The organism is Paenibacillus sp. A3 (genome assembly GCF_001399685.1).
Lineage (GTDB): Bacteria > Bacillota > Bacilli > Paenibacillales > NBRC-103111 > Paenibacillus_G.
Window position 1 is genome coordinate 1 of the sequence record NZ_JTHN01000009.1, and the last position, 12,826, is coordinate 12,826.

A 12,826-nucleotide genomic window follows, 5' to 3' on the forward strand; every position below is an offset into this window, starting at 1 on the left:
ATAATTTCGTATGTAATATTTGTAAGTGCCATTTGGAAATATACTGCTGTCCTGGAGCTCATTCATGATTGATTTTTCAATTTTCTCGACAACCTTTTTTCTTTCAGAGTTCATCGCAGGAAATAAGGGTTGTGAGGCTTTATCAATTTTTAATTGAGCTGATTTGGAAAATTGATATTTTTGCTTTTCAATCAGAGACTTCAGCTTCTCTTTGTCAAAATCCAGCTTAAAATTTACTATTTCATTGGAATAACCTTTTTTCGTCAAACTTAATTCCATGGCTAGAAAATTTTTGTCCGCAGTAGGCTGCTCAAATAAAACAATCTTATTTTTACTGTCAGCGGTGCCTTGATATACAGATACAGCGGCAAGCTGGTTTTCAAAAGCTCTAAAATGCGAATAAACCCCGTTATACCAAAGATGATCATTGATAGCCGTGCGGACGTTTTCCAGAAAAGGGTCGCTTTCTTGAGGTTCCTGATTAACTTGCGCCTCAGAATTACGCTGTTCGTTGTTTTGACCCTGACTAATGAAGTCGCTGTCATGATTTTGAGTTATCGATGAGCTATTGCTGCCAGGCGACTTATTACATGCCGCAAACATAGTTAAAATTAAAATGAGGATAGCTATAACAACGATACAGCTACTTACTTTTTTCATTCCGCACCTCAGATCCATTCCCACGGTATTGATTATTTAGTACCATAGTTAAAGTAGGTATTATCGCCAAATGTCTGAATATCTTTTATATTGTTCCATTTTTTATCCGCATACAGTTGATATTGATTGCCATTCACTATCCGCACATAATTCGGGTTAAGAGCAGGCTCAAACCACCTGGATGTTCTAAAATACATTCCTGAACCAATTCTATTAGGAATTTCATTTGTTTTTCCATCCAACATTAGCCCGGCAATATATACCGCTTTTTTCCAAGCGCTCAAATTTCCAGAGCTCTTTAGCGGATCTCTTGCCAATCCTGTATCGCTTGCCGCTCCTGTCACAGCTGCATACTGTCCTCTTGCTAAAACCACTTCTTTATATGTGCTTCCATGTGCTCCAGACATTTTCCTGTTAATAATTGTCCACGCCACAGATTCTTGTCCAAAATCCTCTTCTCCGCTGCAGCATTCTCCAAAAATAGTTCGTGCCAGAATATCTTTTTCTTCAAGATTGGCTAGCTCAGCAGTTGTTTCTACTTTTTTCCCTAAAGTAGAGTCATTAACACCATTGTAATCCTCATCGGTTATATTTCGGCCCTCACTTTCAACCTTCTGCACCGCTTGATCTTGTTGAGGTTCATACCCCGGAAGTGGCTTTTCCCCATTTTTTCTAATATTTATTACATTGTTATTATCTTGAATTATCCTGATTATTTTGTAAATATTATTTTTTAAAGCTCCGTATTTGGGACCCCAACTGTCATTGAGATTCTCTATTTTTACATTTTCTTTAGTATTGGAAAGATTACCAGAATTGGTATTATTCCCAACCTCATGTATAAAGTCACCATCGCTAATGTAAATACCAACATGATCAGGAACATCATCATGATCCCAATCAAAAAGAATCAAATCGCCTTGAGTCAATTCGGCATATGTTTTTTCAACTCCTCGATCCTTCTGATCCCTGGTTGTTTGGCCTATTTCGATATCCAATATTGTTTTGTAAACAGAAGATGTAAAGTCAGAACAATCCATATAAGGCGGCCACTTCTCCTTATCCAGAACCATTGTGGATATTTTCGTGTCTCTACAATACGGTATTTTCCCGACCCAATACTTGGCTTCTTCGACAATTTTGTTTCTCCAGTAGTCAGCGTTGCCCTGCCCCCCTTTACCTCCGCTGCTCTTCGTTATCTTGTTAATATTATTCTTCGCCCATTCCGCTTCTTTCGGGGAACCGTACAAAATCAACTCGGCCAGAAACAAATTATCGTTAGCCCACTTGTCACCGCCAGCCTTGCGATCCGTATCATAAAAAAATTGGGCATGATTTTCCCATTCCGCTTTATTAAAAACCCCGTTCCACGCACGGCCTTTCGAGTTCCCATACTTGCTCGGCGTATGACTCCGGTTATCCACAACAACTCGTTCCGCTTCTTCAATGCTGTGATCGATCGTAATCGTTCCGCTCATATGCTCTCGCGCATATGCGGCACTGGCGACGGCTTGGTTTGCATCGCCGTTCGCTTGCTTCGGGTCCGCCCAGATTTGCTTCGCGCCCCAGATCATTTCATTGGCGACCATTCGCTGTGCATCTGCCAGATCGTCCTGGAGTGTAATTGTTCCGCCCATGGCGCGGCCTTTGGCCGCCAGCTTCTCGGCTTTCTCTTTATTGGCCGGATCGTGCTCTTTATGCGCCTCAGCCCATAAAATTTTTGCCGACAAAATCATCTGATTGCCGACCATCCGTTTCATCTCTTCCGTATCGCAGTTCGGGATGGTCCCGCCCATTTTACGGGCTTCCCTGGCATCCTGTTCCGCTTGCTTTTTTCCCGCCTCGTCCCCTTTCTTTTGCGCATCCAGCCATGCCATCCGGGCATCCAATATCCGCTCGTTAGCCACGATATTTCGTGCCAGCTCCTGATCGATCTCGCGGGAGATCACTCCGCCCCTCTTCCGTCCGGAGGCCGCCAGATCGTCGGCTTTGTCTTTAAGCCGCTGCTTCTCTATAGCATTCTTCTCCGCATCTGCCTGGGCCCGGATTTTTTTCGCTTCCCAGATCATTTCGTTCCCGGCCTTCCGCCGCGCGTCCTCCGGAGTATCCCATCCGTTCGGAATGACGATAAACGGGTCTACTCCTTCGTCCATGCTTCGCTTCCACTCTGCAATCATTTCTTCCTTGGTCGGTTCCCGCTCCAGAACCTGAGCGCCTGTCGTAGCTTTCGGCACCTGACTTCCTCCTCGCTTCTCTGATCCGCATGGTCTACCGCTAGTTCGTTTTCACCTTATCTCCCTGAAGCTTCACATTGCCGTCCAGCTCGACCAGACTCGTTTTACATTTCAGACCTAACGTGTTCTGCGCCGATATTTGCACCGTATTTCCGGCATGCAGCGATAAATTCCCATCCGCTTTGACCCGAATGTCTTTTTTACTGCGGATTTCAATGCCATGATCGTCGATTAAACGAATCAGCACTTCGTCATCTTTGCCGGTAATTAAAATTTCATTGTTTGTGAAGGCGATCGCTTTCCGGTGCTTGGTCATAAAAATTTTGACCTCCGGCTTCTTGATCAAATCTCCATCTTTTGTTTTCATACGGATTGAATGTGTAACGATAGCTTCCTCTTCGTTATCCGAGGGGAAATAGATGTTCACTTCGTCGTCCAGCTCCGGCATACAATACCATCCCGTATCACCTTCTGCGGTATAAAACGTGGCGTGGGGGAACGAGCAGGTTTCTGCGACAACAGGCTTCGCCTTATCGATTTCATGAAAATGCACCTTGATCCGATCTTCCTCGATCCCGATCACCTTTCCTCGAACGGATGATCCTTTGAGCTTGCTGTTCCGCAGACGCTTTTGCTTCAGTCCGTCAGAGGTGGTCAGCACATATTCATGCTTGAGCACCCCGTGCCTGATGGCGGCAATCGACTGGAAAACGTAGAGCGGACGATTTTTATAAGTAACGGAATCCCCGATGTTCAGCAGCACGTCTTTTTTACCGGTGCTATGTATTTTATAGTACAGTAAGTTGCTGTTCTCGCTTTCGATTCCAGAACCGATTTTGCGGGTGACCGAAAAGTTAAAGTTTGTGAGTTCGCCCTTTTCCACACCGTGCGGCAGGCCAAAATAAAACTGCGGCTTCGTCGCCGTCGGACTCGGAATCAGTCCCCAGCCAAAACGGGACGCCATTCGTTTCATAAATTCCCAGTCCGTCTCGTCGTACTGCATCGTGAACTTCTGCAGTGTCGTCTGATCCAGGCTGCTGTTCCAGTTGGCTCCGGAATAATTCCCCAAGAGGCTTTCAACCAGCTTGTGATACGTCAGTTTCTGATTCTGGAACGTTCTGCGATTGATCTTCATGTCCATCGCATACGTATGGGATACGGCTTCGCCGACGATATAGTACACGTTCGCCGCGGCTCTTACCCGAATATTCATCAGCCGTCCTTTGAACAGCTCGATGAGCTTCCCGTCTTCCTTACGATAAGAGATTTCCAGCGTCGTTGACGATTCCGCCATCTCCACGTACCGTTCTTTTACATCGTCCCTGACAATTCCGGTGAAATAAGCCTTGGCATGGTCGTTAATCCGTTGGGTTATTCGAACTTTAGGATTCGTTAGCGCGATTGCCGTTTGGTTCATCCGTATGATGGGTTCCATGCTCGTCACTCCTTTAGTTTATGTAATATCTCGGGGGGACAGCCAGTGCAAGACGCAAACTGTAAATCTCCTATTCGAATTTCCAGCCGCGAGTAAAGTTCAATACCTCTTCGACTGTTTCATTTTTCCCGGCTGAATTGATTTTTTCATCCAGATCGGACAGCGCTTCAAAGCTTTTTGCTTTTTGAAAATAGATGCTGGCGACCGGGAACGGAGTGGTTCCCTTCTCTCCAGCACCCGTGATATATTCGGCAATGATAATAACATCCTTGAGACCGTCCTGATTCAAGTCTTTGAAAGATACGGCACGAATCCCTTCAAACGACGGCCATTCATTTCCGTTAAATTCAGGGAATGAATATATTATATTTCCTTGTTCATTGGCCAAGTAGAAAGAAGCCTTGAATACACCATCCTTTAGATGTTTTCCGGAAATAAACTTTGCTTTTCCCCAATGATTCAGTTCAACCTCAAAGGACTGGTTTTCAATTACCTGCAACCCGTTCGCTACAAGGCTGTTAACCGTTTCCTTAGGGCTTTCAGGCGAATCAAGGCTACTTACCGGCTCCGTAACGGCAGGCTTATTTTCGCTGCGGGTTTCTGCCGGCCGCGGCATTGGGGCCTCGTTATCGCTCCTTGAACTTGCATTACAACCAAAGCATGCGGAAAGCAGAACCAGGAATATGATTACTTTGTTCAATCGCTTCAATGTTTTCCAGATTGAGGCTGGCATAAGCGGTTAACCTGCCTTTCGGTATGATTCCATTGCTTTTTCCATTTTTTCGGTATAAGTGTCTACTTGACCGCTTCCATTGTATTGCGTAACAAAACTTCTTAGATCGTTATTTTTTAAAGCTTTCAGCAATTTTCCGCCATTATATCCTCTCATAAAATGGATCATGCCGTTGATCTGTTGCTCATGACCTCGGTTAAAGTCGTCAAACATCTCCCTAGCCGAATGGTAACCTGCCTGCTTATAGTTGAAGCCCATAATTTGCCCCATTCCCATGCTGATCGCTTCATAAGCCGCTGATTCTTTTAATTTTTTGGCAAATTCAAACGCTGCATATTCACCCATTTGAGAGCCTGTATGCACCGTTTTCCATTCATGCTTTACACTTTCCCTGAATTTATGCCCTTTCCATCTTGCTTCGGAGCTCCATGTGAACAACTCCTTATACCCGGCTCGATCAACGAATTGATGGTTTTCGAAACGTATCTTCAACTTTCCATCCACAAAGCCGGAGCCGCTTGATTCTACGAGGATTACAGCCGCCAGAACGTTCGCGTCGACCCCGAGTTCTTGGGCGTTCGTTTGAATAATTCCGCCATACTTTCTTTTGAATTCAGCAATAGATCCGATGGCTTGTCGATCTCCGGTTTGAGGAGGTTGCTTCACGCCTGCATTCGCTGGCGGCGCAATCGGAGGAACAACCGGTTTTGGCATGGGCAAAGGATATTTCGCCATAATCGTCTGAGCTTCCTTGCTGTAATTGTTTTTTGCAGCCTCAACAAGCTCTGGGGTAAGACTCATATCTTTTCCATCCACCATGCCTTTATCGTTCGCGGCATACCATTTTGCCGTTAAATCATTTAACCGCTCCGCATCTTGCGGCGACGTTTTTCTAATTCTCTCGATCGTTTCCAGCTTTTCGCGAATCCCTTTCCCCGCTTCAGCCGCAGCCTTCATCGCACGCACGTTCCCGTCTTCGTTAGCCTCCATCCAGCGTACTGTCTGTTTTTGCATTTGCTCTTGGGCCCACGAAGGCATCTTCTCCATTTCGCGCAGCTTGTCTCTCAGCCCGTCAGCCAGTTCCTTTGCCTTTCTCATGCCCTCCTTGTCGCCGCTCGCTTCCGCAATGTACCAGGCTTCTTTATACTTCTTAAGCCATTCCTTAGCCCATTCGGGATAGACCAGCTTCAATTGCTTCTGCTCTGCCTCCAGGTCGAAGGACTGCGCTTTTCTTCGGGCATTGGCAGCCATAAGCGATCTCAACAATGGCGTCGGGCCGAAAGTGGGTTCTTTCCATTTCATTCGCTATCCCCCCTCGTCATTTTTCTTGGTTCGTCTCGTTAAGCTCATGAGAATCAAAACACTTTCACTTCCGACATGCACGTATCCGAATACTTGTCTCCCTTTTCCACTTCAAGAATGGTGAGTTTAATAAACGATGTTGTGACCTTCTTGCTAAAATTCATTTGCACAAAAGAGGCGTTCAGAATCTCGGAGCTTCCGTCTGAGAATTCAGCCTTTAAGCTCTTAATTCTATTATTTGCTTTAAACGTTTGCAGCGATTGCGCCAACCCATTGATGAGATCGATACCGGATACTTCTCGAAGCTCTCCGAGTTCGAGCGTGACGGTTTCTCCTATCCCGTCCCCCTTCACGCCTTCGCACCATCCCGTTTTTGTCTTTCCGTCCGTCAGTTGATTTGCGTTGTACGATATTTTATTCTCGTCCGGCAACGTGGAAGAAGCAGTAACTCTTTTGACAGGGATGCTCTTCTTCACGTCCATGAACGGCGTTGACGAGCGAATCCATTGTACTGGATACACCTCGAATCCGATCCGTTGAAACGTGTCATCGACCTTCGTTTTCTGATGGTTTTGGAAGTTTAGTTGAAAAACGTTTCGATCCTGGTCAGCATAGACGAGCATTTGACCGTCCGGGGAAATGACCGGAGATAACATGGATCGACCAAGCGGTTTTCGCTCCTCTGTTTCGATTGTCAACAAGTAGGTAGTATCATGATCATCCGTATAGATCAGCTTGTCCTCAGCAAACCATTGATGGATGCGGACATCCTTAGAGCCTACGTTTATCTTCTTGATGATCTTGTTCTTCGCGATGTCAAACAGGACAAGATTGGCCTTATCATCGCTAAAGCACAATTGGCTGCCGTCAGGGGAAAAATGCCCGCCATAAATAACGTTATGAGAACGCCCATCTAATGAAAGTTTTGTCATTTGATTTTCCTTAGCCCGTACTAAATAAATCTCTTCATTTTCTTCAAAAATGTACTGAGTGAAATCGGGAGACTCCACATAATCTTTATGTGGCAATTCAAATTTTAGCTCGGTTTGACGCGTAATTAGGTTATAAATCCGCGCAGGAATGCTCGGTCTTTGATGCGAAAAACGGGTCACCAATACTTTCTTCCCATCTTCAGAAATTCCGCTGAATGCAGATCTACCACCCTGGGACATATCGTCGCTGTCCATCGCAAAAAAACTTCTAAAACGATCAATATTCACAAAGCTATCTTCGTCCGCTGCATTTCTTAGGTAAAGTATCATTTCATTGTCATTTTCCCCTCGAAATAGAAGCCAGTCGGATAGCTTTTCTTGCGGAGCATCAGCATCCTCAGCCCCCTTTTTCTGCCCCGATGAAATGTTGTCGGTATGAGCGGTTTCCCTTTTCTGTTCGGAAGAAAGACGGCCGGCGGAATTGTCCCCTAATCCTTCCTTCTGGCTAGTTTTCTGTTCATTCGAGCATCCCGTAAGCAGCAGTAACACCAATCCAACGATAAAAACAAATCTCGTTCTTTGGAGCTTACCCATCTTTTTGCTTTATCTCCTCTACTGCATGCTGCGTAATAGATTGCGGCAGTACATCCGGAGGGAACCAGAATCGGATCATATAATTTGAAGGTATATTACGAAGAGTCCGATCTTCCCCCGTTGTTGCATTCCTCAAATTAAAGTCTTTTGAGGTCCGAAGCTTGTAAATGACTGTTTTTTTGTCGGGTGCCAGAACGACATCGTTCGTTTCCGCCGGAAAATCAAGCAGTCGAACATCATCGCCCTTGACCAAATAGAAGTTCGCATTCCCCTGCTCGTCATACTGCATAGCAAGTTCTGTTGTTCCTTGATCCAGCTTTGTTATGGCTTTGGCCAAACTCGGACTGCGATATTGTTCCTTACTGTTTGTCACATCATAAATGACGTAATCGTTAGCTTCCGAGACCAAAATTTTTTGATTATCTTTGGAAAAAGCATACAAACGCCGTTCGATCCCGCTCTCCTTTTCATTAGGGAAAAGTAACCTTATCTTCCTCTGATTTCCGAGGTCATATAAGGTTAGACCCTCTTGAGAATTAGCAATGTACTGCGTGTGATCTGGGGTGAATAAGGCGATATAATTGTCTAAATCCCCGTCGTCACTGGTAAATGTTCCTCTGATAAAAACTTTTTGATCAATAAAGTCGTATCCTTCAATTATCTTTTCTGTAGACGATTTATCTGAAATGAAGAAAGCTTTACGCCCATCCTCTGTAAAAGCTCCAAATAAGTATTTTCACAATCTACTGCGATTATTTTTCTTTGGATTAGGTCGTTTATGATCGCTTGAAAATCTATGGTTGTAACTTTTGAAGTTTCCGGATATTTTAGGTTCATTAATTGATATCCGCCATCATATAACGTATCCTTGTTTTCAGCTAATAGTAGCCAACCCAAGTCTAATGGTTCTGGCGTTTCTTTGGGAGCAGTATTTGGAGCCGGCTCCTTTATCATCCCCTCGGGAGTAATTGCAACACTCTCGTCTTGGGGCCTCTCGTTACTTGATAAGCGCTCAGGCTGCGAGCATCCGGTTAGCATAAGCAAAAAACATATACAAAAAGCTAAGTATCTTTTTAACAAGATTATTGACTTCCTCCCCCAAGGAACATTTCCCCATATACAAATCACTTTAATGTTCCGGGTTTTGATGCAACTCTCCAGCCTTTTTTGGGAACATATTTATATTCAATAATGACCGTTTCATTAATAAGCAGAACGATGAGGAAGATTAATTTGTGCAACACGAAACACCTCTATTTTTCACTCTAATAATCCGATTGCTCACTTGACCCGCGGGATCGTTCATTTAGCTCAATGAGTTCAAGATTATTATTTTCCAGGAATGTATAGTGATTGTCATGTGCAAATATAATTTGTTCCATACGATCATGTTTATCGAACAAAAACATCTTCCAAGTTTTATCCTTTATATTACCTTCAACCATCCTGTTGTTTTTCATAAGAAAGGCTTTCAATTCATCGCTGATGGAGGTCATAGGGGCAGCTACTTTTTTTATGGATCCGTCTTCCATTTTTACACTTTGAATCATCATTGTCGGGTCCGTTCCGCTTCCCGTAAGGTCTTCTACAAAAACATCGAAACCGGCTGTATTGTATTCCTCCAACAATGTACTCAAAAGAGCAGCTTCATTACTGTCGTTTCTGACACTGTTTATTAAACGGGCATATTTTTGATTTCCCGATTCGCTTGAGCGAATTGCCATAACATGAATACCGCTGGATGAATAGCCGAAATAAACAGGGGATTCCGAAGATAATTTGCCTTCCAGCTTTTTCTGGTTTTCGATCACCCAATCTACATCCGAATCTTTTAAATAATCGCCGTAAACATTTAATATTCCATTCGCTTTATCTGCCGCCATGATCAATCTCCACTGATTATCCTTACTATCCGCGTTCGTTTCCAATTCATGAACAAGCTCTTTATATTCTTGTAACAATTTTTTTGCAATCTCGTCATTTGAAAGCACATGTGTCCGTACCTGCTGCTCCACCTTCGGGGGTGACTCTTTCATTTCTTCATAAAACGTAGCTTTCGCCGCTTGATGCCAAGTTGCCAAGCAGACTAACAGCATGGCACAAATTTCTTTTATCATCTTTAACTACTCCTTAATGAAGTATGGTTTATTGAGGGTAGCTGACATGAATATGATTATAATGGTCCAACATTTTGAAAATGTTATTTTCAGGGAATTCTTTATTTAATTTATTAATTATATCGGTATCGCTAAATATAATTCCACCGAATCCATGCTTGACCACCAGTCGAATTACTTGTTCTACTTCCAGCTTATCTTTGGAATTTTTTGGAAACATTCCTGTCGTCTTGTTTGCGTTAGGAGTATCAATGTCAAACCCGAAGCCCGTCCCGTGCCAGTTGTTATCATTGGGTCTAAACAAGCTTGTGATAGGCATTTTCTTTTTAAAAGCAAGCTTGTAATCCTTGGCAAGAGCAGCCATTCGGTCGTATGTGCCTTGACGGATATAGTATGAATCCAGGATGGAATGTATTAATTCAATGTCGTCAAGATTTTGTTTTCTTATATCAATTAGATATTTTGCTGCTTCTGTCTTTGATAAATGATAAAAACCCTTTCCTTTTTTACCCAAAATTAACGGTTTTTCATCCGTATATTTGTTGGAAATCGTTTCCGTGTTATTCCCCGTCCCTTTCGGCGGATTCGCCGGCTGCGCCGTATTCCCCGTACCTGGCTTCGCTGCAGGTACAGTTCCGCCCCCGCTCTTCTCCTGCGGCTTCGGCCAGGGCAGAATCCCGTGCGCCACCTGATATGCATAAGCTTCTAGCAGCTCCTTCGTATGAACCTTCCCGGCGAGGCCATACTTAACGGAAAAATCATACAGTGCATTGTTCAACGAGGAATCCCATTCATCCTTCACATCCAGATTATATTTAAAATCGTTCGGGAATTTCTTGGCCAGCAGGTTCAAGCTCTCCCGCGCCGCGCGATGGCTAACCCCATATTTGGCCCTGATCTCGTCGGCGGATTTGGAGATTGATGCCGGGTCCTCCGTCGTTAGCTTGTTTTTGGCGTCCGCGTATCGCTGCGTTAATTCCTCCAGCCGGTTCGCATCCTTGTAAGACTCCGCAGAGCTGTTTCGGATCAAGGCAATCATCTGCACCTTGTCCCTGAGAGAATTGGCAGCTCCATGGTAATAATCCTGCTCCGCTTTATTACCCGCAGCATGCGCTTCATACCACTTCTCGGTATTCTCGTTCATCTGCTCCTGCGCCCACGGCGGCATCGCATGGATCTCGTCGATCTTGTCGCGGATCTTCTTCGCGTTCGCGGCCGCTGCCTTCATGCCCTTCTCGTCACCGGCCGCCTTAGCGCGGTAGTAATCGGCTTTGTACTTCAGCAGCAGCGGCTGCGCCCAGCCCGGGTAATTGCTGCCTCCGTTCATCTCCTGCTGCAGCGATGCATAAGCCGCAACCTCTCCGTCGGGAAGCGGCGTCGTCAGGACACGCGAGCCTTTGATATGATTTTCCCCGTCCAGACGAATATGGCTTGTCTTGGACGATACGCTGATTTCTCTCGCTGCCGCAATTTCAAGCTGCTTGCCGTGCATGACCAGATCTTCGCCCGCTGCGAAGACCATGCTGCCTTTGCTGTACAATTCGACGCCCGTCTCTTCGTTCAGCTTGACGAAAAAATTGTCCCCCTTCGAGGTCATCGCCGTTTCTTTCGCGGCAAAACGCGCCTCCTTGCTTCCTCTGGTACGCAGCCGCTTCGTATGAGGATCGCTGATCTTGTCGCCGCCGCGGAGATGTTTTCTCAGAGAATGACTGACGACCGCGTCTTTTTCTTCACGGGATGGAAAATAGAGGTGAACCGTATCGCCAAGCTCAGGCATGCAGTGCCAGCCGACCCCGTTGTCGCTGGTATAGTACGTAGGATAAGGAAACCAGCAGGCGGTAGCTTTGTTCTGTTTTGGATCGATATTTAGATGTACCCGGACGGTTTCGTCCTTCACCTCGATCACTTTGCCCTCCAGAGAGGTTCCGGATAAATGCGGGTTGAAAGCACGGCTTCGCTTCATGCCGGATTCCGGGACTAATACATAATCGTACTTCAACACTTGACGCTTGATGATCGCAGTAGCCCGCTCGATTACCAAAGCCTTATTTCGGAACAGAACAACGTCCCCGATTTCGAAATATTGATCCGATTCCACTTCGTAATACAGGAATTCCCGTTCGTTCGCATCTCCCCAGTAGGCGTTCGCCATCGCTTTGCCCGATTCCGCGGCATGTCTTCCCGTTAAATAATTGCTTCCCTTTAAAGTGCCTTTGAGTTCCCCGCGCAAAATGCCGAACCAGAACCTGGGTTTGTCCGAGGTGACGTCCGCCACCAAACCCGTGTAAAACCGGGAAGCCATTCTCCCCAAAAACTGCCAATCCGTTTCACGATACTGCAGCGTAAATTCGTCCAAGGTCCGGCTGCCCGCGGCCAAGTCGATAAAATCTGATTGCGCATACTCCCCGATCACTTCGCGAATCATTTCCGTGTAAGTCATATCCTGGTTTTGGAAAGAGCGGCTCCGGATAGCTTTGTCCATTTGATAGGAGTGGGACAACCCTTTCACAATCATATGATAATTACCGCTGCTGAACCGGATTTCAAGCTCGGTTACCGTTCCTTTGAACAGACAGCGGACTTCTTTCTCTCCGTCCATCTGAAACACTTCGATATGCTCTCTGTACTGAGCCAGATCCGGATATTTCTTTTGATGGTCGTCCGATACGACAGCTTTGAGATACACTTCTCCGTGGCCGCCGACCTTCTTGACGAGCTTAAAATCCAGCAGCGCAACAATATCGTAAGGCGCCGTTATTTTCAAATCGTCGTACGTCACGGCGCTCATCTGCATAACCAAGCGAATGCCCCCTTTCGAT

Annotated in this window: 10 protein-coding genes; all 10 read right to left on the reverse strand. The window is 45.4% G+C overall.

Features of this window, described 5'->3' with window-relative positions; genetic code table 11:
* Positions 1-660: hypothetical protein (locus QJ48_RS00995; protein ID WP_054971807.1), on the reverse strand; the 660-nt coding region annotated here is incomplete at its 3' end.
* 32 nt (positions 661-692) lie between these two features.
* A complete protein-coding gene (locus QJ48_RS01000; protein WP_054971808.1) occupies positions 693-2,894 on the reverse strand; it encodes an NlpC/P60 family protein in 2,202 nt (733 codons plus the stop codon).
* Positions 2,895-2,934: 40 nt separating this feature from the next.
* Complete coding sequence (locus QJ48_RS01005; RefSeq protein WP_054971809.1) at positions 2,935-4,329, reverse strand: hypothetical protein; 1,395 nt, start codon at positions 4,327-4,329, stop codon at positions 2,935-2,937.
* 70 nt (positions 4,330-4,399) lie between these two features.
* Positions 4,400-4,945: a hypothetical protein gene (locus tag QJ48_RS01010; RefSeq protein WP_054971810.1), complete on the reverse strand. Its 546-nt coding sequence runs from the start codon at positions 4,943-4,945 to the stop codon at positions 4,400-4,402.
* A gap of 123 nt (positions 4,946-5,068) precedes the next feature.
* Positions 5,069-6,364, reverse strand: a complete 1,296-nt coding sequence (locus QJ48_RS01015) for an N-acetylmuramidase domain-containing protein (protein ID WP_054971811.1) — start codon at positions 6,362-6,364, stop codon at positions 5,069-5,071.
* Between the two features lie 53 nt (positions 6,365-6,417).
* Positions 6,418-7,890 carry a discoidin domain-containing protein gene (locus tag QJ48_RS01020; protein WP_054971812.1) on the reverse strand — a complete coding sequence of 491 codons (1,473 nt, stop codon included), beginning with the start codon at positions 7,888-7,890 and terminating at the stop codon, positions 6,418-6,420.
* A complete protein-coding gene (locus tag QJ48_RS01025) occupies positions 7,883-8,332 on the reverse strand; it encodes a hypothetical protein (protein WP_054971813.1) in 450 nt (149 codons plus the stop codon). Before QJ48_RS01025 ends, QJ48_RS01020 begins: the two co-directional genes overlap by 8 nt.
* Positions 8,333-8,547: 215 nt before the next feature.
* Positions 8,548-8,970, reverse strand: coding sequence for a hypothetical protein (locus tag QJ48_RS01030; RefSeq protein WP_054971814.1), 423 nt, complete (start codon positions 8,968-8,970; stop codon positions 8,548-8,550).
* A gap of 185 nt (positions 8,971-9,155) precedes the next feature.
* Positions 9,156-10,007 carry a hypothetical protein gene (locus QJ48_RS01035; RefSeq protein ID WP_054971815.1) on the reverse strand — a complete coding sequence of 284 codons (852 nt, stop codon included), beginning with the start codon at positions 10,005-10,007 and terminating at the stop codon, positions 9,156-9,158.
* 28 nt (positions 10,008-10,035) lie between these two features.
* The gene (locus tag QJ48_RS01040) at positions 10,036-12,801 is read right to left on the reverse strand and encodes a phage baseplate assembly protein V (RefSeq protein WP_237762770.1); all 2,766 of its coding nucleotides are present in this window, start codon (positions 12,799-12,801) and stop codon (positions 10,036-10,038) included.
* Positions 12,802-12,826 lie beyond the last annotated feature (25 nt).

What these genes read in the sequence shown, in the direction of transcription:
- QJ48_RS01040 (WP_237762770.1), bottom strand. Translation starts at nt 12,801, where the DNA reads ATGCAGATGAGCGCCGTGACGTACGACGATTTGAAAATAACGGCGCCT.
- QJ48_RS01005 (WP_054971809.1), bottom strand. Translation starts at nt 4,329, where the DNA reads ATGGAACCCATCATACGGATGAACCAAACGGCAATCGCGCTAACGAAT.
- QJ48_RS01035 (WP_054971815.1), bottom strand. Translation starts at nt 10,007, where the DNA reads ATGATAAAAGAAATTTGTGCCATGCTGTTAGTCTGCTTGGCAACTTGG.
- QJ48_RS01015 (WP_054971811.1), bottom strand. Translation starts at nt 6,364, where the DNA reads ATGAAATGGAAAGAACCCACTTTCGGCCCGACGCCATTGTTGAGATCG.
- QJ48_RS01010 (WP_054971810.1), bottom strand. Translation starts at nt 4,945, where the DNA reads ATGCCGCGGCCGGCAGAAACCCGCAGCGAAAATAAGCCTGCCGTTACG.
- QJ48_RS01020 (WP_054971812.1), bottom strand. Translation starts at nt 7,890, where the DNA reads ATGGGTAAGCTCCAAAGAACGAGATTTGTTTTTATCGTTGGATTGGTG.